23 protein-coding genes and 1 pseudogene are annotated in these 25,579 nt (G+C 66.9%); 11 read left to right on the plus strand and 13 right to left on the minus strand.

Annotation, left to right across the window (positions count from 1 at the left end; genetic code table 11):
- Positions 1 to 193 precede the first annotated feature (193 nt).
- Together Q4F73_RS04875 and Q4F73_RS04880 are read right to left on the minus strand one after the other, a co-directional pair.
- Positions 194 to 1,687, minus strand: coding sequence for a DUF1846 domain-containing protein (locus Q4F73_RS04875; protein ID WP_303358232.1), 1,494 nt, complete (start codon positions 1,685 to 1,687; stop codon positions 194 to 196).
- A 128-nt stretch (positions 1,688 to 1,815) separates the two neighbouring features.
- Positions 1,816 to 3,246 (minus strand): ATP-binding protein, encoded by a 1,431-nt coding sequence (locus tag Q4F73_RS04880; protein WP_303358233.1) that lies wholly within the window; start codon positions 3,244 to 3,246, stop codon positions 1,816 to 1,818.
- Between the two features lie 128 nt (positions 3,247 to 3,374).
- Between Q4F73_RS04880 and Q4F73_RS04885 the strand changes: the two genes are divergently transcribed.
- Complete coding sequence (locus Q4F73_RS04885; RefSeq protein WP_303358234.1) at positions 3,375 to 4,184, plus strand: Fpg/Nei family DNA glycosylase; 810 nt, start codon at positions 3,375 to 3,377, stop codon at positions 4,182 to 4,184.
- A 14-nt stretch (positions 4,185 to 4,198) separates the two neighbouring features.
- A complete protein-coding gene (locus Q4F73_RS04890) occupies positions 4,199 to 5,728 on the plus strand; it encodes a bifunctional ADP-dependent NAD(P)H-hydrate dehydratase/NAD(P)H-hydrate epimerase (RefSeq protein WP_303358235.1) in 1,530 nt (509 codons plus the stop codon).
- A 120-nt stretch (positions 5,729 to 5,848) separates the two neighbouring features.
- Here Q4F73_RS04890 and Q4F73_RS04895 read toward each other — a convergent pair whose 3' ends face one another.
- From Q4F73_RS04895 to Q4F73_RS04920, 6 genes are all read right to left on the minus strand, one after another.
- Entirely contained in the window at positions 5,849 to 7,579 is a 1,731-nt protein-coding gene (locus Q4F73_RS04895) for a DUF5635 domain-containing protein (protein WP_303358236.1), read from the minus strand.
- Positions 7,580 to 7,753: 174 nt separating this feature from the next.
- Positions 7,754 to 8,446 (minus strand): TIGR02206 family membrane protein, encoded by a 693-nt coding sequence (locus Q4F73_RS04900; RefSeq protein WP_303358237.1) that lies wholly within the window; start codon positions 8,444 to 8,446, stop codon positions 7,754 to 7,756.
- A complete protein-coding gene (locus Q4F73_RS04905) occupies positions 8,410 to 9,123 on the minus strand; it encodes a TIGR02206 family membrane protein (protein WP_303358238.1) in 714 nt (237 codons plus the stop codon). Before Q4F73_RS04905 ends, Q4F73_RS04900 begins: the two co-directional genes overlap by 37 nt.
- Positions 9,120 to 10,058, minus strand: coding sequence for a winged helix DNA-binding domain-containing protein (locus Q4F73_RS04910; RefSeq protein ID WP_303358239.1), 939 nt, complete (start codon positions 10,056 to 10,058; stop codon positions 9,120 to 9,122). The genes Q4F73_RS04905 and Q4F73_RS04910 overlap by 4 nt, the downstream gene beginning before the upstream one ends.
- An 8-nt stretch (positions 10,059 to 10,066) precedes the next feature.
- Positions 10,067 to 10,693 carry an ABC transporter ATP-binding protein gene (locus Q4F73_RS04915; RefSeq protein WP_303358240.1) on the minus strand — a complete coding sequence of 209 codons (627 nt, stop codon included), beginning with the start codon at positions 10,691 to 10,693 and terminating at the stop codon, positions 10,067 to 10,069.
- Positions 10,693 to 11,685 (minus strand): ABC transporter permease, encoded by a 993-nt coding sequence (locus Q4F73_RS04920; protein WP_303358241.1) that lies wholly within the window; start codon positions 11,683 to 11,685, stop codon positions 10,693 to 10,695. The genes Q4F73_RS04915 and Q4F73_RS04920 overlap by 1 nt, the downstream gene beginning before the upstream one ends.
- 111 nt (positions 11,686 to 11,796) lie before the next feature.
- Between Q4F73_RS04920 and Q4F73_RS04925 the strand changes: the two genes are divergently transcribed.
- Genes Q4F73_RS04925 through Q4F73_RS04935 form a run of 3 tightly spaced genes read left to right on the plus strand, consistent with a single transcriptional unit; the run spans position 11,797 to position 14,056 of the window.
- The gene (locus Q4F73_RS04925; protein WP_303358242.1) at positions 11,797 to 12,975 is read left to right on the plus strand and encodes a histidine kinase; all 1,179 of its coding nucleotides are present in this window, start codon (positions 11,797 to 11,799) and stop codon (positions 12,973 to 12,975) included.
- On the plus strand, positions 12,972 to 13,580 hold the full coding sequence (locus Q4F73_RS04930) for a response regulator transcription factor (RefSeq protein ID WP_303358243.1): 609 nt from the start codon (positions 12,972 to 12,974) through the stop codon (positions 13,578 to 13,580). Before Q4F73_RS04925 ends, Q4F73_RS04930 begins: the two co-directional genes overlap by 4 nt.
- 26 nt (positions 13,581 to 13,606) lie before the next feature.
- Entirely contained in the window at positions 13,607 to 14,056 is a 450-nt protein-coding gene (locus tag Q4F73_RS04935) for a hypothetical protein (protein ID WP_303358244.1), read from the plus strand.
- A 10-nt stretch (positions 14,057 to 14,066) separates the two neighbouring features.
- Here Q4F73_RS04935 and Q4F73_RS04940 read toward each other — a convergent pair whose 3' ends face one another.
- Together Q4F73_RS04940 and Q4F73_RS04945 are read right to left on the minus strand one after the other, a co-directional pair.
- Positions 14,067 to 14,414: a cupin gene (locus Q4F73_RS04940; protein WP_303358245.1), complete on the minus strand. Its 348-nt coding sequence runs from the start codon at positions 14,412 to 14,414 to the stop codon at positions 14,067 to 14,069.
- Between the two features lie 39 nt (positions 14,415 to 14,453).
- Positions 14,454 to 14,969, minus strand: a complete 516-nt coding sequence (locus tag Q4F73_RS04945; protein ID WP_303358246.1) for a VanZ family protein — start codon at positions 14,967 to 14,969, stop codon at positions 14,454 to 14,456.
- Positions 14,970 to 14,996: 27 nt separating this feature from the next.
- Here Q4F73_RS04945 and Q4F73_RS04950 point away from each other — a divergent pair, with 27 nt between their 5' ends.
- The 4 genes from Q4F73_RS04950 (at position 14,997) to Q4F73_RS04965 (ending at position 19,185) form a co-directional block, all read left to right on the plus strand.
- The gene (locus tag Q4F73_RS04950; protein WP_303358247.1) at positions 14,997 to 15,935 is read left to right on the plus strand and encodes an MDR family oxidoreductase; all 939 of its coding nucleotides are present in this window, start codon (positions 14,997 to 14,999) and stop codon (positions 15,933 to 15,935) included.
- 20 nt (positions 15,936 to 15,955) lie between these two features.
- Positions 15,956 to 16,444, plus strand: a complete 489-nt coding sequence (locus Q4F73_RS04955; protein WP_303358248.1) for a TspO/MBR family protein — start codon at positions 15,956 to 15,958, stop codon at positions 16,442 to 16,444.
- 41 nt (positions 16,445 to 16,485) lie between these two features.
- Positions 16,486 to 17,871, plus strand: coding sequence for an NAD(P)/FAD-dependent oxidoreductase (locus Q4F73_RS04960; RefSeq protein WP_303358249.1), 1,386 nt, complete (start codon positions 16,486 to 16,488; stop codon positions 17,869 to 17,871).
- Between the two features lie 126 nt (positions 17,872 to 17,997).
- Complete coding sequence (locus Q4F73_RS04965) at positions 17,998 to 19,185, plus strand: HNH endonuclease signature motif containing protein (protein ID WP_303358250.1); 1,188 nt, start codon at positions 17,998 to 18,000, stop codon at positions 19,183 to 19,185.
- Positions 19,186 to 19,203: 18 nt separating this feature from the next.
- Here the strand turns inward: Q4F73_RS04965 and Q4F73_RS04970 are convergent, their stop codons facing one another.
- Positions 19,204 to 20,655 (minus strand): thiamine pyrophosphate-binding protein, encoded by a 1,452-nt coding sequence (locus Q4F73_RS04970; RefSeq protein WP_303358251.1) that lies wholly within the window; start codon positions 20,653 to 20,655, stop codon positions 19,204 to 19,206.
- A gap of 4 nt (positions 20,656 to 20,659) precedes the next feature.
- Positions 20,660 to 23,491, minus strand: coding sequence for a leucine--tRNA ligase (gene leuS / locus Q4F73_RS04975; RefSeq protein ID WP_303358252.1), 2,832 nt, complete (start codon positions 23,489 to 23,491; stop codon positions 20,660 to 20,662).
- A 46-nt stretch (positions 23,492 to 23,537) separates the two neighbouring features.
- On the opposite strand from leuS, the pseudogene Q4F73_RS04980 reads away from it, so the two are divergent.
- Positions 23,538 to 23,828, plus strand: a pseudogene (locus Q4F73_RS04980) (DUF454 family protein); the annotation flags it as partial.
- Positions 23,829 to 23,880: 52 nt separating this feature from the next.
- On the opposite strand, the gene Q4F73_RS04985 reads toward Q4F73_RS04980, so the two are convergent.
- Positions 23,881 to 24,213 carry a Rieske 2Fe-2S domain-containing protein gene (locus Q4F73_RS04985; protein WP_303358253.1) on the minus strand — a complete coding sequence of 111 codons (333 nt, stop codon included), beginning with the start codon at positions 24,211 to 24,213 and terminating at the stop codon, positions 23,881 to 23,883.
- On the opposite strand from Q4F73_RS04985, the gene Q4F73_RS04990 reads away from it, so the two are divergent.
- Positions 24,212 to 25,522, plus strand: a complete 1,311-nt coding sequence (locus Q4F73_RS04990) for an MFS transporter (RefSeq protein ID WP_303358254.1) — start codon at positions 24,212 to 24,214, stop codon at positions 25,520 to 25,522. The genes Q4F73_RS04985 and Q4F73_RS04990 overlap by 2 nt on opposite strands.
- Positions 25,523 to 25,579 lie beyond the last annotated feature (57 nt).

A 25,579-nucleotide genomic window follows, 5' to 3' on the forward strand; every position in this document is an offset into this window, starting at 1 on the left:
GCCAGAGCATCACCGCCTTCGGATCCTTGATCGGGGTGAAGCGGTAGTACAGGAGGATTTTGCTGATGGCCACGGGGGTTAAGTTTAGTCCAGGCCCCCGCCCCTTCTCTTCTCAGCGTCTCATGCGCTCAACATAGATGGAAGCTCTGATGATCTGCAGTCCATCAGAGCTTCCATCTATGTTTCATGGAAGCTAGCGCTTCCGGTACAGCGACTTCCGCCAATACTCCGGCTCGGAGGTGACCTGTACACCGAGGTTGCGGAAGATGCCCTCGTCCACCGATCCGAGGATGGTGGTGGTGTGGGCCTCGCAGCCGTGGAGGTTCTTCAGCTCGGCCAGGGCCCGGCGCGCCTCGTCGCTGCTGGCCGCGGACACGGAGAGCGCGATGAGGACCTCGTCGGTGTGCAGACGCGGGTTGCGGGAGCCGAGGTGCTGGGTCTTGAGCGTCTGGATCGGCTCGATGGACTCCGGGGAGAGCAGGTGTTGTTCGCGATCGATGCCGGCCAGGTGCTTGAGTGCGTTGAGCAGCATGCCGGCGGAGCAGCCGAGGAGCTCGGTGGTCTTGCCGGTGATGATCGTGCCGTCGGCCAGCTCGATGGCGGAGCCCGGCTCACCGGTCTGCGCCGCCACCTCCAGGGCGGGGGCGACGACGCGGCGGTCCTCGGTGGTGGTCCGCGCCTTGGACATGACCATGCCGATGCGGGAGGAGATGACGTCGTCGAGCTCGTCGCGGCGTTCGTCGACAAGCGCCTTGTAGTAGCGGCGCACGATCTCCTGGCGCGAGGCCTCTCGGCACACGTCGTCGTCGGAGATGCAGTGGCCGGCCATGTTGACACCCATGTCGGTGGGCGACTGATACGGGCTCTCGCCCGCCAGGGTCTCCAGGAGGGTGCGCAGCAGCGGGAACACCTCGACGTCGCGGTTGTAGCTGGTCACCTGCTCGCCGTAGGCGGCGAGGTGGAAGGGGTCGATGACGTTGATGTCGTCGAGGTCGGCGGTGGCGGCCTCGTAGGCGAGGTTGACCGGGTGTTCAAGCGGCAGGTTCCAGATGGGGAAGGTCTCGAACTTGGCGTAACCGGCCTTCACCCCGCGCTGGTACTCGTGGTAGACCTGCGACAGGCAGGTGGCCAGCTTGCCGGATCCCGGGCCCGGCGCGGTGACGACGATGACGTCCCGGGTGGTGTCCACGTAGTCGTTGACGCCGAATCCCTCCTCGGAGACGATGCGGCGCGTGTCCGTGGGATACCCGGGGATGACCCGGTGGCGGTGCACCTTCAGCCCCAGGCGCTGGAGGCGGTCCATGAAGGCGTGGGCGAGGGGGTTGTCGTCGGTGAGCTGGGTCATCACGATGTTCTCCACGAGGAATCCACGCTCGCGGAAGATGTCGATGAGCCGCAGGGCGTCTTCCTCATAGGGAATCCCCAGGTCCGCGCGCACCTTCTGGCGCTCAAGGTCCTTGGCGTTGAGGCAGACGACGATCTCCAGGTCGTCCTTGATGCGCTCGAGCATGGCGATCTTGTTGTCCGGCGTGAAGCCGGGCAGCACGCGGGAGGCGTGGAGATCGTCGAAGAGCTTGCCGCCCATCTCCAGATAGAGCTTGCCGCCGATCTCCGCGCGCCGGGCGTTGATGTGCTCCGACTGCATCTCGATGTAGCGTTCGCGATCGAATCCGATCTTGTGCGGCATGCGTGTCGTCCCCTGCGTGGCTCGTGAATCTGACTGCACTGACTCTACCGCTAATCGACGCCCCCGAACCTCCCACCTAACTTCCCACTCAACATAACACTGTGGGATGTTATGTGGGAGGTTCAGTGTTATGTCCGCCGATAGCGCTGCTTGGGGCTACGCGGGGGCTCGGTGGGCTCGACCTCCCCGGCGTCGATGAGCTCGTTGATGGCCTTCTGTACAGCAGTCCTGCTCAGCTTCGTATCCACCACGATCTCAGTGGTGCTGGCACTCTCCCGATTCCAGAGGATTTCTCTGACCTGCTCGCGAGCAGTCCCGTACCGCTCCGCGGGAGCCACCTTTCTACGGCGGAAGATGATGGTGAAGTGGGTGAGTGAATTCTGCACCTCCGCTTCTGGCATGAGCGCCTCCGCCAGGGATGACTGAATGACCGCAATGCCGGTGCCCCTGTTCTCCGCCACTGTGCCGCCACTGGGGAAGGCGGCGGTTTCCAGGAACGTGGCCAGACGTTGGTTTCGGGTGGAGCTCACACCGGCATCCCCCAATGACTGCACCGTCACCGCTCCGAATAACCCGCCGGGGTTGGTGATCTCCAGACGGTCAATGAACATGTTCACCTGTACCTGCGTGCCTCTGGCACTGGGAGAATAGTCCCGGTGCATGAGGGCGTTGACCACCGCTTCGCGTACAGCCACCAGGGGATAGTCCGGCAGCTCGGTTCGGAAGGTGTCGCCGATCAATCCGCCGGTCCGCATGTTCTTGTTCACCATGTCGACGACCGAATCCACCAGCTCGGGGATCGGCCCCCCGAGGGTGGCGCTGTCCAGCAGCCTGATTCCGGTGGTGACGTCACCCTTTGTGGTGCCGGGAAACAGCGCGAACGTGACAGTGAGGCGAGGGAAGAACTCCTGGGGATAGACACCCATGGCCAACAGCGCAGCCAGGGTAACGCGATCTTCCCTGGTCACCCGCAGGTGCTTCAGCGCCTGCGCCTCACCGTGGGCGAAGGACTTCGGACGCAGTGCGCGCTGTCCGTGTAGATACGGCTGCAGAATATCGGGATCAAGATCATCGACAGTCGTCTCATCAACGGGCTCCTCATCCCAGCGCGGCTGCGCGTGCTCCTCCACCAGCCTGTCCACCTCGTACTGCTCCAGGCGAAGGTCACCGTCTCCGGTGCGTCGGTAGCTCCCTCGGTAACGGCCCTGCTCGGCGATGTAACAGGGCTTGTCGTAGGCGGGCATCTCCGGGACGTTCACGAAAAGGACGGGGGCGCCATCAACATGAGCCACCTCGACGTCTGGACGCACGACGGGATTGAGGTCGCTGCACCGCGAGATGAGAGCGTCCTGCGCTTTCTTCACATCGAAGTCGGGGGCGGGGGCAAATCCGTCAGATTCGGACAATCCGATGATGATCACGCCACCCCCGGAGTTGGAGAAGGCACTCAGTGTCTTGAGGATGCTCTTCCCCACACCGCTCTTGACCTCGACGCGCTGCTTATCGGTGCCGATCAACCGCAGCTGGTCGATGGTCTCCTCCAACTTCCCACTCAACATAACACTCAACATAACACTGTGGGATGTTATGTGGGAGGTTCAGTGTTATGTTGCTCGCTGTTGTGCGCAGCTGTGCACTCTTTATCCCCTGTGACCTGGGCTGACGTCGTGCAACTACACTGGTGCGTATGCCCGAAGGTCACGTCATCCACCGCCTCGCCCGCGAGCTCAACGCCGGCTTCACCGCCGGCCCGCTGGAGGTCAGTTCGCCGCAGGGTCGCTTTTCCACGGAGGCCGCGCTTCTCGACGGCGCCCGGATCGCCCGCGCGGAGGCCGTCGGCAAGCATCTGTTCGTCGACTTCGACTCCCCGCACCCCGAGCACATCGTCTACATCCACCTGGGGCTCATCGGGCAGCTGAAGTTCGAACCCGCCGACGAGCAGGTCGGGCAGATCCGCCTGCGCATCAGCGACGGCACCCGCGCCGCCCACCTGCGTGGTCCGCAGTGGTGCCGGCTGATCACCGACGAGGAGTACGCGGCGATCCGGGCGAAGTCCGGCGAGGACCCGATCCGGGAGGACGCCGACCCGGAGGCCCTGTGGCCGCGCGTGCACCGTTCGCGGCGCAGCATCGGCTCCCAGCTCATGGACCAGAAGCTCTTTGCCGGGGTGGGCAACATTTACCGTGCGGAGACCCTCTTCCGCCTGGGCATCTCCCCTTTTCTGCCGGGAACGCAGCTGCAACGCAATGAGTTCGACAGCATCTGGGCCGACCTCGTCGGGCTCATGGCCGAAGGGGTGGAATCGGGGCGCATCGACACCGTCCGCCCGGAGCACACCCCGGAGGCGATGGCCCGTGAACCGCGCGCGGATGACCACGGCGGCGAGGTCTACGTCTACCGGCGCGTCGGCCTGCCGTGTTACGTGTGCGGCGCGCCGATCAGCCACCGCGTCATGGAGGGCCGCAATCTTTTCTGGTGCCCCGTCTGCCAGGGGTGACTAGCCTCGGGGGCATGTTGATGCGCAGCTTCGCCCATCCCGTGGCCACCATCCGCGCCTGTGAACAGGTGCTTCTCGACGCCCAACCCGAACCCGACCACCTCATGCGCCAGGCCGCCCACGCCGTGGCCGTCGCCGCCGACACGCTTCTCGACGACGAGAATGGCGCCCGTATCTGTCTCCTGGTCGGCGCGGGAGGCAACGGTGGTGACGCCCTCTACGCCGGAGCCGAGCTGGCCGCTTCCGGCCACGACGTCCACGCGATCCTGCTCGGCCGCGACGGCCGCGTGCACGAACGCGCCCTCGCCGCTTTCGAGGAGGCCGAGGGCGTCGTACTCGATGAACTGACACCCATCCCCATGGCGAGCATCATCATCGACGGCATCCTGGGCATCGGCGGGAACGGGGGCCTGTCCCCCGAGGTCGGCGCCTGGTTGCGCCACGCGCGCGAGCAGGACACCCCGATCCTGGCCGTCGATGTGCCCTCCGGGGTCAATGCCGACACCGGCGCCGCCGCCGAACACCACGTCACCGCCGACGTCACCGTCACCTTCGGCGGGCTACGTCTGGCCCACGCGGTGAGCAACGCGTGCGGTGAGGTGCTGGTGGCCGACATCGCCAACGGCGTGGATTCCCTGGCCGCCGCCCTGGCCAGCGTGGTCCTCCAGAGGCGCTCCTCCCCCGTCCTCGCCTTCCGGGCCCTGGCCCCCGAGCGCGAGTGGCCCTCTCCCCTGCTGACACTGGACACCATCACCACGCTGGCTCCCCTGGAGCCCGCCGCGGAGGACGACAAGTACTCCGGCGGCGTCGTCGGCGTGTGCGCGGGTTCGGAGACCTACCCCGGCGCGGGCTACCTCAGCACCATCGGCGCGGTCCGCGCCACCAGCTCCATGGTCCGCTACGTCGGCCCGCTCGGCCGTGACGTCGTCCGCGCGGTGCCGGAGGTGGTCATTTCCGGTGCCCTCGCCGACACCGGCCGCGTGCAGGCGTGGGTCGTCGGGCCCGGTCGCGGAGCCGACGAGGCGGAGCTCGCCGAATTACTGAAACGCCCCGAACCCCTGCTTATCGACGCCGACGCCCTCACCCTCCTCGCCCAGTCACCTGAGTTGCGGGATGCCCTGCGTTCGCGGCAGGGCGACACCCTGCTCACCCCGCACGCCGGGGAGTTCCGGCGCATTGCCGACGCGGTGGGTGACATTCCCGTCGCCGACCCACTCGCGGCCGTGCGTGCCCTGGCTGAGGACCTGGGTTGCGGGGTCCTGCTCAAGGGCCGACGCACGATCCTGTGTATCGACGCAAGGCTCACCACCGTCGACGCCGGCTCCTCCTGGGCAGCGACGCCCGGCTCCGGGGACGTGCTCGCCGGAATGCTGGGGGCGTGGATCGCCCGCTTCGGCATGGCAGCAGTCCCCGAGGCGGTGGCCATCCATGCCGTCGCGGCCTGGCTGTCCGCGCAGACCCCCGACGGCCCCGCCCCGACCTCAGCCTCGCGGATAGCGGAGGCGATCCCGCAGGCGACGGCGCGGTTGACGGGGCGTCGATAGGCGCCAAGGCCGCGCCACCCGAGAGGGTGACGATTGTCGGATTAGCCCTCCCCTAATCTGTTAGAGAGAAGCTGAATCGGCGATTGCTGTGAGATTGACCCCCTCCCACTCCGAAAGACCTCAAGATACCGGACGCTCATACCTCGTCGACCGACCCGCACCTTTCAGTTCCAGTTCCCCATCTTCGAGCAGGTCATCCAGGTACTTCTTCACCGTCCCTCGCGAGATTCCGGTCAAAGTCATAAGATCCCCGGTCGTGACGGAATTATGACAATTCAGCCAAGCAGTGACTACTGTACCGAGCGCCTCCGGTTCTGTAGTTGTGTAGGACATGAGGGGGAATGCTGACCCTGGGTCATGTGTGGTGACAGCGCGCGCCCGAGCTTTCGTGCCGAAGACCCAGGTGCCCTTATATGCGTCGACGAGTGGTTCTCCATCCACACTGGTCTGCCGAGCCGTCTCGATGGCGCGGGCGCCCGCCTCTTCCGTCGACTGCAGCATTCTCGCTACCCGATCGACCGTGATGAACGGCTCGTGCAGGAGTAGATAGACGATGATTGCCACCCGATAATCTCGTTGTCGGTCCACGGGAACCAGTCGATCTACCAGTTCAACGACAGGGAGCACAGGTTGTCCTCCCGTCAATGTGCACTCCACAAATCGGCCTTCGATCTCATGGATCGTCGGAGGACGGTGCCCCAGAACGATCATCGACTGGTACATGCGGTCAACCCCGACTCCCTGCTTATCCACCTGCTTCAATGATCTGAACACGTCTGCGACAGCCGGGTACCGAGCTTCACGATTGCTGAGGACGTTGCCCTCATTGACACTCCCGAAAAACCCGCCCGGGCTACGGACGATGAATGTGCTGTCCGCCTCGATCCACCGCAAGTCGGTAGGTTCCGATCGATTCCAGTCTCGATGGATGATTCCGTTGAGGATTGACTCACGGACAGCCGCCGATGGAACTCTCTTGAATGTCCGGTGAATCAGCCCCCGCTCCTGAGTGATCAGTGTGTTCACTGCTTCGAGTGCAGTGGTGATCCGGTCGAGCTGTTCAAGAAGCGGCGTCGATGGAGATGCTTCAATTCGGTTGGTGACGGCTCCGCCGGGAACGTCGAGAGTTGTGAACTCCAAGTAGTTTCGCCCTTGCGGGACAAACAACAATGCGCCTGCCTCGGACAGGCGGCCGTCTGATCTCAGTACCCCGAGCGTACGCAAGACCTCTTCATCGGTGGAGAGTGGGTCTGCGTCCGTCCATTCCCGAGCCAGGTGCAGAGCGCCGGAAGCGACATCCGCAACAGTGTACGCCGACGGCTGGGCAAAGTCGTCGGTCACGCGAGAAGAATCACGACGTTCCCACCACTCCGCTCGATCAACTGCCTCACAACTATCACCGATTCTCCAGCGCAGTGCATTACCTGTATTGGGAACCGGTTCCCGGGATTCCGCAATAAAGAGGATGAGGAGTCTCTGCCCCTCCACTTCCTTTTCGACAATGTCAGGTGCCACACTGACCAGTTGGTATACCCGCTGACGAAGCCAATCCCGGTCCAACTCTGTTCCAATGATCTGACCACTGCCATCCTCTACGCCCAGGATGAGGGCGCCGCCGTTCGGGGTGTTGGCGAAGCATGCCACTTCGTCCGCCATCTGCACCGCCGCCAGCTGATTCTGCGGTGATCCGGGCTCGATCTCCGCGCCGTTGCGCCGTCCGGCCTCTTCCTTGAAATCGATGCCCTCAATCTCCTTTACATCAAGGACCCGCCCATCTGCAGAATTGTCGAGAATCTTCCACACCGCGTTCTCCAGCTGCTGACGTCTGGACATCACCGCCGCCACGGCCATCACCCCTCAGTTGTTAGATTTCAATATCCTTAATCTAACATCCACACGGAAACGATGGACACTTCTGTGAGATTAGGATCCCTACAATCTCACAAGAGTGTCCAGCAACGCGCTCTTCCCATCGCGACCTGACGATTGTCGGATTAGCTCTTTCCTAATCTGACAGGAAATCGCTCAATCGGCGATTGTTGTGAGATTCAACCGTCCCCGGCGTCTGCGCACCCACGGCCACGTCATCCCCGCCCAAGCCACGGCCAACACGCCGCAGCCGACGCCGAGGTAGGTGGGCCAGGGTCCCATGGCGTCGAGAAGCGAGCGCCCCGGCGGGTGCGCGTTGAGGTAGCCGTAGTTGGAGCCGGTGAGCAGGTTGACGAGCATGGTCACCGCCATCCACGCCAGTGAGAAGACCCACGCCACCTGGAACCACGACCAGGTGGGCCGCATGCCCTTCCCCCACACCAGCACGATCGGCGCGATGAGGACCGCGGCGTGCAGCAGCCAGTACATGAGGTACTCCAGCCGCGGAGCGACGTGGTAGCTCAGATCCGGGGTGAGCAGCGACTGCACGTTGAGCGTCAGGCCCCAGTAATACGTCGGGGCGACCCACCTCCAGTCCCGTGTGATCAGGGCCAGTGCAGTGGTCAGGCGGGCCAGGTCCGACAGGTGCAGCGGCAGGGAGCGCTGCAGGTCGAAGACGGCCGGGCGCATATCCCAGCCGGCCCACCAGATGCTGACGGCGAGCATGGTCCACCCGGCCACGGCGAGCCAGCGTTCGACGTCGCGGCCGCGGACGGCACGCACCAGCAGCGGTGTGGCCACCGCGATGACCATCAGCGCGGCCCAGTGCTCCGGACTGTAAGGGGCCACGTCATCACCCCCGTCCACACGATGGCGATGAGGATGACCTCGAGAATCCAGTAATGTCGTTTCCACCCCACACGATGGAAAATGTCAATGATGGAGGCCGTCGGGGGTTTGTGGGCGAAGAATCCGTAGTTGCCGCCGGTGATCCGGTTGGCCAGAAAGGCCGCGCCCATCCACCCCGGCGAGACCGCCGCGACGAAACGGAAGTCTCTCCACGTCGGCCGCCAGCCGAAGCCGGCCACCATGACGATCGGCACGATGAGCGCGACCATGTGGAAGAACCAGTAGCCCGCGAACTGCACCCAGGCCGGGTTGTGCACGTACGGCAGGTACGGGGTGACGATCGCCTGCGGATTCAGCAGAATCCCCCAATAATAGGTCAGCGCCAGGGCTTTCACATCGCCCGTGATCAGGCCGTACGCCAGGATGTAGCGCAGCCAGTCACACAGGTGGAACGGCAGCGCCTCGGTCACGTGCAGGTTGCCCGGCCACAGCGTGAACACCAGCCACGCCCCCGCGAGCACCATGAGCACCCAGCCCGCGACCTGCCGCGCCATGGTCAGCCACGATGCTCCCCGCATCCGGCGCGCCGCGACCACGAGGATCCCGCACGCCACCACACCCGTCACCAGCACCGCAATGTGTTCGGGGCTGTACTGCCGCATCCACGTGTAACTCACGTCGCCCGCCCCGTGATCACTCCCCCACTCACGGTGAAAGGCCAGCTCAGCCCGTTCTTCGTCAACACCTCCGGGCGCAGCTCATCCGGCAGGATGTAGGACTTCTCGCCGTAACCGAGCAGAATCTCGTCGAAGGCGGGCAGCTCATAGGTCGCCGCTAGCGCCTCCTCCAGGTCGTGCTTATCGACGCCCCCCTGCCACTCCCCCATCCAGTAGCCCTCCCCGAACTCCACCACGTCCCTGGCCAGGGAGAACGCCTTCTTCGCCTGCGCCACGGTGATGCCTGCCCACCACACGAGATCCTTCACCGACACCGGGCCGTGCGAGTGCGCGTAGCGGGTCCCCAGCTCGGCCAGGGCCTCGTCCCCCTCCACCTCACGCTGTGCCACGGGCAGGTCATCGACGTGCAGGAAGGTCTCCACCGCTCCCTGCCGCGGCCCCTGGACCACATCGCCCTCTCCCCCGAAGGCGCGCACCAGGTGCGGCCCGCGCTGCTCGGTGGGATCCACACCGGCGGCCGCGAAGACCTCGTAGACCTGGGGGCGGGTGAGTGGCCCTTCCCGCAAGGTGGAATGCAGCGCCTCGCGCGCTGCCTCGACCTGCGCCTCGGTAATCCCCAGGCCAGGGCGGCGCTGCATCTGTGCTCGCGCCACCCGTGGTCCGCACAGCCGCATCATCCACCGCGCGTCTTCCGCAGGGAGGAAATGGAGGGTGCCCCGCATGGGCCACCCCCGCACGATCTCCTGCTTCTCGATACTCGCCAGCACCTCCGCCTCATCCCGCGGGCCACGCAACGCCAGCGCCCGGACACCATCTGCGTACTTCTGTCCCTGCACCCCGAGCATCCACCTGGCGACCTCGACAGCGCTGCGCCCGGGGGCGTGCAGCCCCTGGGCGATGATGCGTCGGGCGCGAAGTTCGGCGAGCTGGTCCATGCCCGCCATTATGACACCGCGTGCACCTCCCGCACGCGGCCGTCGCGCATCTCGAGGATCCGGTCACAGGAGTCGAGGAGGGTGCGGTCATGGGTGACCATGAGGGTCGCGGCCTGCGTCTCGCGGGTGATCTCCGCGAGCAACTCCACCACCTCGCGGGCCAAACGGGAATCCAGGGCGGAGGTCGGCTCATCGGCCAGCAGCACGGTGGGCGATCCCATGAGAGCCCGGGCGATGTTGACGCGTTGGCGCTGGCCACCGGAGAGCTGGCCCATGCGGCGGTGCCCGTACCCGCCGAGACCGACCCGTTCCAGCAGCTCATCGGCTCGCTGACGCCGAGGTTTTTGCCCACGGATGTGGTCGGTGATCAGTAGCTGTTCGCGTGCGTTCAGGGCACCGAGCAGGTTCGCCTGCTGGAAGATGAGGCCGCGGGAGCCGTCGACAAGCACCCGACCGGAGGTCGGTTCCTGCAGTCCGGCGGCCACCGCCAGGAGTGAGGACTTGCCGGAGCCCGATTCGCCGACCAGCGCGGTGAGTTCACCGGGCCGGATGGTGAGGGAGACGTCGTCGACGGCGGTGACCTCGGTGAGGCCGTCGGGGTAGGTGAGGGTGATGTGGTCGAGATGAAGTGTCATTATCCCTGTCCTCCGAGTGCGATGAGTGGGTCAACCCTGGTCACCCGACGGGTGGCCAGAAACGCGCCGGCAAGTCCGAGGACCCAGATGCCCAGGGCCGGGCCGGCGATGGTGAGGGGAGTCAGTTCGAACGGGACCGCCTTCCCGGCGAGCGTGCCCAGGCCCCAGCCCGCCAGCGCGCCGGTCACCGCACCGGCGGCGAGAATGAGCGCCGCCTGCCCCAGGGCGTCACGCACCAGGTACCCGGGACTGGCACCGAGGGCCCGCAGAATGGACAGGTCGCGGGTGCGTTGGATGGTCCAGATGGTGAGGAACGAGACGATGACCAGTGCGGATATGGCATACAGGAATCCCTGCATGGTCCGCAGCGAGCCCTGTTCGGACTGGTAGGAGGCCAGCCCCGCAAAGGAACCGCGGAGGGTGGTCACGGTCATGTCGGTCGCCTCGGCGTCCACGTGGCCGTCGATAAGCAGGACGGTGCCCACCGACTCGGTGCGCGCGATGTCCTGCCAGGTGGCGGTATCGACCCACACGACAGGGGAGTGGGAGTAGTACTCGTCCGGGGCGGTCCCGGCGACGGGAACGGTGACGCCGCCGAGCTCGACGGTGGCAGGTGGGGTGTCGATAAGCGAGTGCGAGAGCACCGCCCCCGGGCCGATCCCGGGCAGCCCGAGGACGGCGACTGCCTGGGTGCTGCCCGCCTCGAGGCGCGTCTGCACGGTGCCCAGCGGGCGGACCTCCTCGACCCCGTCGACGCGCTCCCAGGTGACCACATCGGCGGCCGTGACCTGCGAATCCGTGAACGACGGCGCGGGGGAGGAGAAGACCACCCGATCAGGTTCGAGGGCGCGAAGCGCCGAGGTGTTCTGCGCGCCGAGCCCGCCGGTCAGCCCGGTGAGCATGACGAGCAGCAGCGTGATGAGGCCGACGACCGATCCGATGAGCGTGAATCTGCCGCGGGCGTGGATGATGTCGCGGATACCGAGGAACATGGTTTCCATGCTCGTGGCGCCCGGCGCGGATTCCATCGGCCGCCTGCCCGAAAAGCCACTCAACCGGTCGGTTGATGCCCCCTCCACCGGGCGACAGCTACCGTCGGTGGTGTGACAGCCCTGCTTCGGACCCTGCGTATCGGCCTGCACCTGCTCTTCGCTTTCCTGCTGGTGCTGGGCCTGGTGCTGTTTCTTCTGGCGGATCCGACGGCCGCGATCTCCACCCCGGCGCTGCCCCTGACCGTGGGGCTGGCGTTGGTCTACGTACTGGGGACGGTGTGGGAGCACAGCGTGGGCACCCCGCCGCGGGCCGTGGTGGGGTGGTGGCTGGCGGTGGTGACGCTGCTGTGGCATGCGCTGGTGGCTGTGTCCATCACGTTCGTGTGGCTGTTGTTTCCGCTGGTCCTGCTGTTCCTGCACCTGCTCCCGCGCACGCTGGGGGTGCTGGCTGCGGTGGTGTTGTGGGCGATCGCGGCGTTCGTGCCGGCGCTGCTGCACCCGGGGGAGTGGACGACCGCTTCCGCTGTGGGGCCGTTCATCGGCACGGTGCTGGCGGTGGCCATCTACTGGACGTATGTGGCCCTGCACCACGAGGCCGCCCACCACCGCGCGGTGGCCGATGATCTGCGCACCACCCAGGAGGAACTCGCCGCCTCCGAGCACCAGGCCGGCCGCCTCGAGGAGCGCGAACGCCTCTCGCGGGAGATCCATGACACCGTCGCCCAGGGTCTGAGTTCCATCGTCCTGGTGTCGCGTGCGGTGCGCGGCAGCCTCGAGCGTGGCGACGCCGCCGCAGCCCTGCGCCAGATGCGCACCATTGAGGACCAGGCCGCCGACAGTCTCGCCGAGGCCCGTCGCTTCGTCCACGACCTCGCCGCGCCAGGGGAAACCGTGCCGGTGGCGCTGCGCCACCTCATCGACCGCGCCCGCGCCCGCCAGGAGGCGCTCGGCGAGCCACTCCGTCTGGACCTGCACCTCACCGGTGACACCGACCGTGAGCTGCCGGAACCGGTGGCGCGCGTGGTTCTGCGGGCGGCGGGGGAGTTGCTGGCGAACGTCGTCAAGCATGCCTCCGCGCAGCGCACCGTGGTCACCTACGGCGTGTGGGATCAGGAGGTCACCCTGGACGTGCTTGACGACGGCCGCGGCTTCCCCGGCACCCGCGGCTACGGACTGCGCGGCCTGGCGGCCCGGGTCGAATCAGTCGGCGGCGAGCTGCTCATCGAATCCGACGGTGGCACCACCGCCACCGTGCACATCCCCCTGACCTCGGCGAAGGAGTCGCCATGATCCGTGTCATGCTCATCGACGACCACCCCGTCGTCCGCGCCGGCCTGCGCACCATCCTCGACAGCTTCCCGGACATCACGGTCGTGGCGGAGGGCGCCGACGGATCCGATGCCCTGACGGCCACCCGCGAGAGCGTCGATGTCGTCGTGTGCGACATCCAGATGCCCGGCGTGGACGGCATCACCGCCACCCGCCGCCTCCGCGCCTCGGGCGGCCCACCGGTGCTCATCCTCACCACCTACGACACGCAGGCCGACATTGTGGCCGCCGTCGAGGCCGGCGCCCTCGGCTATCTCCTCAAGGATGCCCCTGAACAGGTGCTTCACGACGCCATCGTGGCCACCGCCGCCGGCCGCCGCACCCTCGCCCCGGAGGTCGCCGGGACGCTCGCCGAGCGGATGAGCCGCCCGAAAGAGGCACTGTCCGCCCGCGAGATCGAGATTCTCCAGGCCCTGGAGACCGGGGCCAGCAACCGGGAACTGGCGAAGATGCTCTTCATCTCCGAGGCCACGGTGAAGACCCACCTGGTGCACATCTTCCAGAAACTCGGCGTGGGCACCCGCACGGCGGCGATCACCGCAGCCCGCGATAGGCGTGTGATCTGAGCCACCAGCGAGTAGAGTCCATGCCTATGAACCTGGTCCTGTGCCGCGGCGCTGTTCTCCTCGCCGCCACCACCCTGTTGGCCGCCCGCGGCACCGACACCGACCCCACTCCCGCACCCCCCGGGGAGACCTCCGTGGAGACCGTGGTGGAGACCTCCGTGGAAACGACTGTCGAAACCTCGACCGCCGTCGCGGAACCGGAGCCGAGTACCGCGGACTGCGAGCCGGGGGCCTTCGCGGCCGGGGAGTTCGACGACCCTGCCGTCCTCTTCTGCGACGGCACCTGGGCGTTCGCCGGCCAGAACCGGACCGACTGGCGCATGGTCTTCCAGGCGACGCACGGCAACTGGGTCGCCTACCAGCCCCACGGCGAGACTCAGTCCGGCATGATCCAGCCCTGCTACGACGAGCAGACCCTGCGTACCGACGGCGCCCCGGACGGCCTCGTCGCGCAGGTCCCGCTCTGCGGGGGGTAGTCGTCGCAGGTCACGATTGACCGCGGTGTGACTCCCGACCCTCGACGCTGGTGACGGTGGTGAGGAGGAAGACGGAGTCCTCCAGCGCCAACACCGAGTGCCGCTGGTGGGTGAGGGTGACCAGCTGCCCGGCGCCGATGGTGGTCTCCTCCTGGCCGGCGACCTTCACCTGGCCGGTGAACAGGAAGATGGAGGCGGCGGGAGGGGAGTTGTGCTCCTGCAGCTCGGTGCCCTCCTTGAGAGCGATGACGGTCTGTCGCAGGGGGCCGTCGTTGACCAGCATTTTCGCGGCGCGGCCGTTGTCGGCGGCGCATGCCTTCTCAAGAAGCTGGCGGGCCTTGTCGTCGACGATGGACATTGTGGTTCTCCTCACAGTGGACGGTGGCCCCGAGCCTACCTAGTAAACGTCGACCACCTTGTCGGGGTCACCCAATCGTTCCCCCAGTCCGACGAGCACCGCGAACACCACCCCGAGCGCCAGCGCCAGGCCGATCCACACCTTGTGCCAGCTCGGGCCGAACGCCCTCGCCACCATCGCCCCCAGGAACGCGCCGAGGGTGTTCATCAGCAGGTCATCCACGTCGGAGTAGCCGAGCGCGAAGACGTACTGGGCAATCTCGATGGCAAGGGAGGTGAGGAAGCCGACGAGGACGGTGCGGCGGACGTCGAGAAGCAGGATGTACACCAGCACCCCGAAGGGCACGAAGAAGGCGATGTTGCCCAGATAACCGAAGACGGGGGCGAACCAGCTGACCGCGCCGACGAGGTCCTCGAAGGGGACCAGTCGCAGGTCACGCTGCCGGTGGACGGCCGGGTCCCACAGGTAACCGATCTGGTAGAAGGCCTTGAGCATGGTCAGGGCGATCATGACCGCCGAGTAGGCCGCCAAAGCCAGCCACGTGAGTCTGCGCATGACCCCCAACATAGCTAGCGTGGTGCCATGAACCAGTCACTGCTAGTCACGCGTACCGACGACGGCGTCACCACCGACCTCCGCGAGGAGCTGTTCTACGGCGACGGCGACATCCTCGTCGATGTCTCCCATTCCTCCCTCAACTACAAGGACGCGATGGCGCTGCGTGGAGACAAGGGCGTCATGCGGGTGGATCCGCTGGTTCCGGGCATCGACGTCGTCGGCACGACCGACGACGGGCGACTGGTGACCGTCAACGGCGCGGGGCTGGGGGAGTTTCGTCACGGCGGATACACCACGCAGCAACGCGTCCCGGCCGAGGCGGTGATTGCGGTCCCGGAGCGTTTCGACGCCTGGCACGCCGCCGCCGTCGGCACCGCCGGGTTCACCGCCGCCATGTCGGTGGTCGCACTCCGCGAACAGGGGGTCGACGGGGGAGAGGTGCTGGTCACCGGCGCCACCGGTGGTGTCGGCTCCATCGCCGTGCACCTGCTCGCGCGGCTCGGTTATGACGTCGTGGCCTCCACCGGCCGCCCCGAGCACAGTGAGTGGCTGCGCGATCTGGGAGCCACCGAGCTCATCGACCGCGACGACCAGAAGGGCCGCCCACTGCAGAAGGCCCGCTGGGCAGGAGTGGTGGACTGCGTCGGTTCGCACACACTGGTCAACGCGTGTGCACAGACCGTGTGGGGTGGAACGGTCACCGCGTGCGGTCTGGCACAGGGCCCGGATTTCCCGGCCACCGTCCTGCCCTTCATCCTGCGCGGCGTGACTCTGGTGGGCATCAATTCCGTGGACGCCCCCCGCGCCGTGCGCGAACGTGCCTGGGAGCTTCTCGACACCACCCTCGACCTCGGCGTCCTCGAATCCCTGACCTCCACGGTGCCCTTGGCTGAGGTGGTCGCCGCCGGTGAGGATCTCATGAATGGGAAGCGACGCGGTCGGACCGTGGTGGAGACCGCCTGAGAGTCGATAGGCTCGGGACCATGACGACACAAAACCGCACCCGCATCATCGGCGCCACCACGGTGGGCGTCATCGGCAACGCGGTGCTCGGTTCCGCCGCCACAGACACGACGTCCTGGTGGTACCGCACGCTGCGCAAGCCCGCCTTCCAACCTCCGGGTTGGGTGTTCCCCGTCGCCTGGACGGCCCTCTACGCCGACATGGCCGCTGTAGTGGGGCAGAGCCTCGCCGAGCTCCACGAGCAGGGGGACCATGCCGAGTACGAGGATCTGAAGAAGGCCCTGGCCGCCAACGTCGCCCTCAACGCCGGGTGGTCGTTGCTGTTCTTCCGCGGTCAGCGCCCGGGCCTGGCGACCATCGAGGCCGCGGCACTGGCCGCCTCCTCGGCGGATCTCACCCGCCGTTGCCTGGCCGTGAATCCCCGACGCGGTGCGTGGCTGGCGCCGTATGCCGCGTGGACTGCGTTCGCGACGGTGCTCACGGGCACCATCTGGTACCTCAACCGTTAGCCCTCATGCCCCCAGGGGTGTGAGGTGGGTAGCGTGGTGCCATGACCGATCTGATGTCCGACCACACGCTCACCGTCGATCTCCTCGTCATCGGCTGGGGCAAAGCCGGCAAGACCCTCGCTGCCGGTTACCCCGGAAAAGTCGCCCTCGTCGAGCAGTTCCGCTCCCTCTACGGCGGCACCTGCATCAACATCGCCTGCGTCCCCACCAAGACGCTCATCCACTCCGCCGATGACGGCACGCCCTTCCCGGAGGCCCGCGAGCACCGCGACTCGCTCATCGACAAGCTCAACGAGGCCAACCGTGCCATGCTCGATGACGCAGTCATCATTGACGGTCGCGCCCGCTTCAGCGGTCCGCACACCGTGACCGTCAGCGCCGGCGAGGAATCGGTGCAGGTCACCGCACCGCGTATCGTCATCAACACCGGTGCCGTCGCCCGCATCCCGGATATCGAGGGCCTCGACCCCGCCGACATCCCACCCCTGGCCGCCTACGACACCCACACCACCAACTCCGCCGTCTTCCACGACTCGACGAGCATCCAGCACGTCGATCCGCTACCGCAGCGCCTGCTCATCGTCGGGGCGGGCCCGATCGGCCTGGAGTTCGCATCGATGTTCGCCGGCTTCGGCTCGCGGGTCCAGCTACTCAACAACCGTTCCGGCCTGTTCGGCCACCTCGACGAAGGAATCGGCGACGAGGTGGAGGAATCCCTCACCGCGCGTGGCGTCGAGGTGGTCGAGGGGGAGCTGGTGCGCGTCGAGAAGCAGGACGGGGGAGTGCGCGCCACGCTGCAGGGCGGCACGGAGTTGCTTATCGACGCCGTCCTGTTCGCCACCGGCCGCCAGCCCGCCACCGAGGGCCTCGGCCTCGAGGAGGCGGGAATCGAGGTCACCGACCGCGGAGCGGTCTCAGTGGATGAGTACCTGCGCACCTCCGTCGAGGGCGTGTGGGCGGCCGGTGATGTTAACGGTGGCCCGCAGTTCACGTACATCTCCTACGACGATCACCGCATCATCGCCCCGCAGCTCGACGGCGGTGAGGCTCCGCACGGCACCGACCAGCGCGTGGCCGTACCCACCACCACCTTCCTCACCCCTCCGTTGTCCACGGTGGGCATGACGCGACAGGAGGCCGAGGAGGCCGGCCACGAGGTTCGCGTCCTGTCGAAGAAGGTCGCCGACATCGCCGCCATGCCGCGGCCGAAGACCCTCGGCATCACCGACGGCCGCATCACCTTCCTTCTCGACGCCTCCACCCACGAGATCCTCGGCGCCCAGCTGTGGTGCACTGATTCCCAGGAGCTGATCAACATGGTGGCCCTGGCGATGCGCGCCGGTCTCACAGCGGAGGATCTTCGCGATGGAATCTGGACGCACCCGTCGAGCACCGAGGCGTTCAACGACGTGCTCAAGGGGCTGTGACCGAGTGCGCGGCTGCGCACACTTTAGGGGACCTGACCTGGCATTTCATCTGACAGAATAGCCATGTCCGGGGTCGTTGCTATGGTGAGCATGATCGAACGTTAATTCGAACACCTGGGGGACCACATGCTCACCGCCATCGCAACACTCACCGACCGCCAACTGTCCCGGACCATCACCTCCGCCCACCGCTCCCTGTCCATCCACAAGGCATCCTTCCTCATCCACCTCGCCGAGTTCGACGAGCGCGGACTGGGGGGCAAGGCGGGCACCATCGCGTGGGTGACCCGCACCCAGGACATTTCCCGTCGCACCGCCTACGAATACCTCAACGTCGCCCGTCGTCTGCGCAACTTCCTGCAGCTCACCGACCGTTTCTCCACCGGCGACCTCAACTATTCCCAGGTGCGCCTGCTCCTGCCGTATCTGACCGCGGACAACGAGACGGAGCTCGTCCGCCTCGCTCTCGACCACACGCTGAGCGAGCTGGAGACGTTGCTCGCCGGACGCCCGCGCACCGACGGAAAGAAGCGCAGGGCCAGGAACTCGATGTCGGTGACCGTGGACCAGGAGACCGGGGGAGTGCGCTTCTGGGGCACCTTCGACCCGGAGAACGGCGCCGAGTTTCTCGCCACCCTCAAGGCTGCGGAACTCTCCCAGGGGACCGACTCCTCCACCACCCGTTTCGGCACCCCCCTGGCCACCAGCATGATCGGCTCCTTTCTCAGCCTCCTGCGCCTGGCACGCACCAACCCGGAGGCACAGACCACCGCCCCCGGCGCCCAGGTCAACATCATCATCGACACCGACGACAACGCCCGCCTTCCCGGCCAACCCGGCGCCGAGGGCAAGGAGCTGCTGCGCAGCATCATCAACGGCTTCCTGGCGGTCCAGATCCGGGGTGCCGGCGGGCGGATCCTCAACCTGGGCCGCACCTCCCGCCTCGTCGGTCGCGCGCAGGAGAAGGTGCTGCTCACCCGCTGGGACCACCGTTGTGCCGCACCGGGGTGTGATCACACCCGCTGGCTGGAGTTCCACCACATCCTCGACTGGGCATCCGGAGGAGCCACCGACCTGGACAACCTCATTCCGCTGTGTTCACTGCACCACACCATGGTCGGCAACGGGGAACTGACCATCGCCCCCGACCCGCGCGATGCCACGCTCCTCCGCTTCCGTTTCCCCGGCGGCGAGTCCTTCACCTCCGCCAGCAACCGGCAGCCCGTCCGCGATGTCCACGACGACGACCAGCTACCGGAGCACCGGGAGAACACGGACTCCTTTGACGACATCATCGCTGGTCAGACCGGCTGAAGAGTGCGCAGCTGCGCACTATTCACGGGCCAGGAAAGGAGCCACCACCGATCGCGAGACCCGACAGTCGAGCACCCACGTGCCCGGCTCCCCGGACGCCAGCCACGACTCGGCCACCGCCAGATCCTCCAACGTGCGCACCACACAACCCTGCGCACCGAGGGCACCGAGCACGGCCGTGAAGTCCACCTCCGGTATCAGCATCGCCGCCTCCGGCACGCCCTGCCACGCGTACTGATGGATCTCCGCGCCGTAGGCGGCGTCGTTGACCACCACGATGAGGCAGCGCCCGCCGGTGTCCCGGGTCCGACGGACCACCGACTCCGCGTCGGCCAGGGCCATGAGCCCACCGCCGTCACCGGTGACCAGCACGGTGAGCCGCTGCCCGGCGGCCTCGATGACACCGACGGCAGAACCGAAGCCGAGCCCGATGGACTCGAAACCCGTTCCCACCAGCACCAGGTGGTCCGGGCCGGGAACGTCGAGGTACATGCACGGCCAGGCGATGAAGTGGCCGCCGTCGGTGACGACGATCCGCTCCGCAGGCAGAACCTCGTTCAGCCGGGTGAAGAGGCTGCGCGGGTCGAGGCGTCCGTCGGCACACAGGACGTCACCGGGATGATGCGTGATACGCACCGGGGACCGCTGCTTGCCGACACCACCCTCCACCCTCGGCAGCTCCGCGACCACCGAGTCCACGCGCGGGGATGTCGGCGCGTGGGGATCGAGCTGGATGACGTGGGCGTCGGCACGGAAGGAGTGCATGAGGGTGAAGCGGTTGAGGGAGGCCCCGACCGCCAGCACCACGTCCGCCGAGCGCATCTCCAGGCGCGCCGCCGGGGCCGCAAATCCGCCGCAGATCCCCAGGTCACGCACGCCCTCGACACCGTGGAAGAAGCCCTTGGCAGGCGCCGTGGTGGCCACATCGGCGCGCAAGGCCTGCGCCAGTGCGATCACCTCGGAGCGCATCCCCACGGCTCCCCGTCCGGCGAGGATGAGGGGGTGCTCTGCGTCCTCGAGGCGACGGGTGACATCCCCCTGGTCGGCAGCCGGCGCGGGCTTGTGGAAGGGCAGGAAAACGACCACGGGCGCGCTCTCCCGCAGGGCATACTCCGCGGCCACCGAGACATCCTGCTCCACGCGCACCCCGCAGGCGGCCACCAGCGCCTCATGGTCCACCCCGGCGGTGCTGCCGGCGAGGTAGAGGAGCGGGGTGCGGGAGAGGGCGGCGTCGATAAGCGGGGTCAGTGCGTTGGTGAAACCCGGACCATAGGTGGTGGTGGCCACCGCGAGGCGACCCGTCGCGCGGTGGAAGGCATCGGCCGCGGCGACGGCGGCGGCCTCGTGGCGCACCGAGATGAGGTCGATGCCGAGTGCGGCAAGCTCCCGGATGAGAACGGCATTGCCGTTGCCCATGAGTCCGAAGACGGTGTCGGTGGCCGCCGCCACCGCGCGTGCGGCCTGGTGCATGCGCCTACTTAACCACGAGGTTGACCATTCGGCCGGGCACCACGATCTGCTTGATCAGGTTCTTGCCCTCCACGGCCGCCGCCACGCGCGGCTCCTCGAGGACCCGGGCGATGACGTCCTCCTGGGAGGCGTCGGCCGGGACATTCACGCGTGCGCGGACCTTGCCGTTGATCTGGACGGGCAGCTCGATCTCGTCGTCGACCAGCCACTTCTCATCGAACGTGGGGAAGGCCTGGAACGCGACGGTCGTGGTGTGGCCGAGGCGCTTCCACAGCTCCTCCGCGATGTGCGGGGCCACGGGCGCGACCATGATGACCAGCGGCTCGACGGCGGCGGTGGGCACGGCATCCGGGTAGGTCTTGGTGAGGTAGTTGACGTACTCGATGAGCTTGGCCACGACGGTGTTCACGCGCAGGTTGTCGTAGTCGTCGCGCACGCCGGCGATGGTGCGGTGCAGCTGCTTGTTGTCCTCGTCGCTGAGCTCCAGCGGCTCGGTGAGCACGTCGCCGGTCTCCTCGTTGACCACCAGGCGCCACAGGCGCTGGAGGAAACGCTGCGCACCGACGACATCCTTCGTGGCCCAGGGGCGGGAGGTGTCGAGCGGGCCCATGGACATCTCGTACACGCGGAGGGTGTCGGCGCCGTAGTTCTCGCAGATCTCATCCGGGGCGACGGCGTTCTTCAGGGACTTGCCCATCTTGCCGTACTCCTGGGTGACCTCCTCGTCACCGTGGAAGAACGTTCCGTCGCGCTCGACGACCTCCTCGGCCGGGACGTAGACACCGCGGGCGTCGGTGTAGGCGTAGGCCTGGATGTAGCCCTGGTTGTACAGGCGGCGGTAGGGCTCGACGGAGGTGACGTAGCCGAGGTCGAAGAGGACCTTGTGCCAGAAGCGGGAGTAGAGCAGGTGCAGCACGGCGTGCTCGACGCCGCCGACGTAGAGGTCGACACCGCCGCAGTCGCCGTCGAACTGCGGGCCCGTCCAGTAACGCTCGTTCTCGATGTCGACGAGGGCGTCGTCGTTGGTCGGGTCGATGTAGCGCAGCTGGTACCAGGAGGAACCGGCCCACTGCGGCATGACGTTGGTGTCGCGGGTGTAGGTCTGCACACCGTCGCCGAGGTCGAGTTCGACGTCGACCCACTCCTTCGCCTTGGCCAGCGGCGGCTGCGGCTCGGAGTCGGCGTCGTCGGCGTCGAAGGAGACGGGCTTGTAGTCCTCCACCTCGGGCAGCTCGATGGGCAGCATTTCTTCGGGCAGCGCGTGGGCGGTGCCGTCGGCGGAGTAGACGATGGGGAAGGGCTCGCCCCAGTAGCGCTGGCGGGCGAACAGCCAGTCGCGGAGCTTGTACTGGATCTTCTCCACGCCGCGCCCCTCGGCCACCAGCCACGCGATGGTGCGCTCGATGGCCTCGGCCTTGCCCAGGCCGTTGATGTCCAGGCCCTCCTGGTTGGCGGAGTTGACCAGGGTGCCGTCGCCGGTCCAGGCGGCCTCGGTGATGTCGCCGCCGGCGACGACCTCGAGGATGGGCAGGCCGAAGACGGTGGCGAACTCGTAGTCGCGGTCATCGTGGGCGGGGACGGCCATGATGGCGCCGGTGCCGTAGCCGGTGAGGACGTAGTCGGCGATGAACACCGGGATCTGCGCGCCGTTGACCGGGTTGGTGGCGAAAGAGCCGAGGAAGACGCCGGTCTTGTCCTTGTTCTCCTGGCGCTCGACGTCGGACTTGGCGGCGATGGCGCGTCGATAAGCATCGACGGCCTCGCGCGGCGAGGAAGCGCCGAAGGTCCAGCGCTTATCGACGCCGTCCTCGTACACGTCCGCAGTCAGGGCGTCGACAAGCTCGTGCTCAGGCGCGAGCACCATGTAGGAGGCGCCGAAGAGGGTGTCGGGGCGGGTGGTGAACACGCGGATGGTGTGGCCGTCGGCGTCGAAGTCCACCTCCGCGCCGCGGGAGCGGCCGATCCAGTTGCGCTGCATGGACTTGACCTTCTCCGGCCAGTCGAGCAGCTCGAGGTCGTCGATGAGGCGGTCGGAGTAGGCGGTGATGCGCATCATCCACTGCGAGAGGTTCTTGCGGAAGACCGGGAAGTTGCCGCGCTCGGACTTGCCGTCCGCGGTGACCTCCTCATTCGCCAGCACGGTGCCCAGGCCGGGGCACCAGTTGACCATGGAGTTCGAGCGGTACACGAGGCGGAAGGCGTCCACGGCCGCACGCTTATCGACGTCACCGAGCTCCCCGTACTCCCGTCCGTCGCGGGTGCGCAGCTCGCCGGACTCGAGCAGCGGGTAGAGCTCCTCGATGGGACGCGCCTTCTGCTGGGCCTCGTCGAACCAGGAGTTGTAGATCTTGAGGAAGATCCACTGCGTCCATCGGTAGTACTCCGGGTCGGTGGTGGCGATGGAACGGCGGCGGTCATGGCCCAGGCCGAGGGCGTCGAGCTGGCGGCGCATGTTCTCGATGTTGGCCATGGTGGTGGTGCGCGGGTGCGTGCCGGTCTGGATGGCGTACTGCTCGGCGGGCAGACCGAAGGCGTCGTAACCGAGCGTGTGCAGGACGTTCTTGCCCATCATGCGGTGGAAACGGGCGTAGACGTCCGTGGCGATGTACCCCAACGGGTGCCCGACGTGCAGGCCGGCACCGGAGGGGTAGGGGAACATGTCCTGGACGAAGAGCTTGTCGGTCGGCAGCGCCTCATCGGTGGCCAGGTCGCCGACCGGGTTCGGGGCGTTGAAGGTGCCGTTGTCCACCCAGTACTGCTGCCAGCTGCGCTCGATGTCATTGGCCAGCTGCGGAGTGTAGCGGAACGCGGGGGTGGAATCGCTCGGGTTCGTCATGGTTAAGCAGTGTAGTAGGCCCCCGTAGACTGGCCACATGAGCCCGATGCTGCGCCCGCTTCTTCTGCTGGTCGGTTGCCTCAGTCTCGTACTCGGTGTCCTCGGCATCGCGCTGCCTCTGCTGCCGACGACCCCGTTTCTGCTCCTCAGCGCCTTCTGTTTCGCGCGCAGCTCACAGCGTCTGCACACCTACCTGGTGAATCACCGGGTGCTGGGGACCTACATCAGCAACTACCACAACCACACGATGACGCGGGCCCACAAGACGCGCACCATCGTGGGCCTGTGGATCTCCATCGCACTGTCGGCCGGGTACCTCGCCTGGTCGGGCTACACAATTCCGGCGCTCATCCTGCCGCTCATCGCCCTGGGGGTGACGGTGCACATCGCTACTCTGCGGCGGGAGGACGGTACACCCGACCATCGCGGACCGTCACGGGATACACGGTCATCGGCACCCGCGCCGGATAGCGGACCGGCTCGCCGTCCCGCAGACACCACAGACCATGGTGCAGAGGGCACTCGATGACGGCATCGTCGTGAAGGGATCCGCCGGACAGTGACCAGCCCACGTGGGGGCAGCGGTCCGCGATGAGGTGGAACTCGCCGCTGAGGTCGCGGACGAGGAGGAGGCCGTCGTCGACAAGCTTCGTCGACCCGGGGGAGAGATCGTCCACAGAGGCGAGTTCTTTCATCTCTCCCACGGTAGTGTGCTTGCTCATGCAGAGACGAGACGACCGCCGGGTCGTGGCCGCCACCACCATCGGCACCGCCATCGAGTGGTATGACTTCTTCCTTTATGCCGCTGTGGCCGGACTGGTCTTCAACCAGGTGATGTTCGGGGACCTCGACCCGGGAATGGCGACCATCGTCAGCTTCCTCTCCGTCGGCCTGTCCTTCCTCTTCCGCCCCTTCGGCGCGGTGCTGGCGGGGCACTTCTCCGACATCGTCGGCCGCCGCGTGGTGCTCATGGTGACGCTGCTGGCCATGGGCGGCGCGACCACCCTCATCGGCCTGCTGCCCACCTATGACACGATCGGCATCGTCGCCCCGCTGCTGCTCGTGCTTTTCCGCATCATCCAGGGCATTTCGGCCGGTGGCGAATGGGGCTCGGCGGTGCTGCTGGCGGTGGAACACGCGCCCGTCGAGAAGCGGGGTCTGTTCGGGGCCGGGCCGCAGGCCGGGGCGCCGGCGGGGTTGCTCATGTCCTCCGGCATGCTCGCGCTCATGAGCATGATCGCCCCGGGTGACGCTTTCCTGGAGTGGGGCTGGCGCGTGCCCTTCCTGCTGTCCATCGTGCTGATGATCCTGGGGTTCTGGATCCGCTCCGGAGTGGACGAGTCCCCGGTGTTCGCCGAGATCGCGGAGAAGAAGAAGCAGGCCAACCCGCTGGGGGAGCTGCTGCGCAACTACTTCCCGGTGGTGTTCGTGGGCGCGCTCGTCTTCGCCGGCAACGGCGTGGTGGGGTACATGATCGCCGGTGGCTACGTGCAGAGCTGGGCCGTCAATGACCTGGGCATGGAGCGTGGCGACGTCCTGTGGGCCGTCACCGGTGCAGCCGTCACCTGGCTCATCTCCGGGGTGTTGGCGGGTGGCATCTCCGACCGGATCGGGCGCCGCCGCACCTACCTGGTGGGCTTTCTCATCCAGGCCGTGGCCGCGGCCGCGCTGTTCCCGCTGGTGGGCAACGGCCTGCTGTGGCCGGCGATGCTGCTGCTCGGCGTGGGGCTGGGGGTGACCTACGGCCAGCAGGCGGCGATGTACGCGGAGTTGTTCCCGGCCTCGGTCCGCGGCTCCGGCGCCTCGATCACCTACGCGCTGGGTTCGGTGCTCGGCGGGGCCTTCGCCCCGACGATCGCCGCGGCCGTGGTGCAGGCCACCGGGTCCACTGTGGGTGTCACCGCCTATCTGCTGGTGGCCACGTTCGTCGGGCTGCTGGCGGCGGCCGCCCTGCGCGATCGCACCGGGATTCCCCTGGGTCCGGAGCACGAGGCGGAGCAGGCGGAGGGGCACTTCAGTTTGAGCAGGTAGGTCTTTATACCTCTTTATAATTCGCCGAATTATAAAGAACTATAAAGTCGCAGCTCC

The sequence above is a fragment of the Corynebacterium sp. genome (assembly GCF_030535495.1).
Classification (GTDB): domain Bacteria; phylum Actinomycetota; class Actinomycetes; order Mycobacteriales; family Mycobacteriaceae; genus Corynebacterium.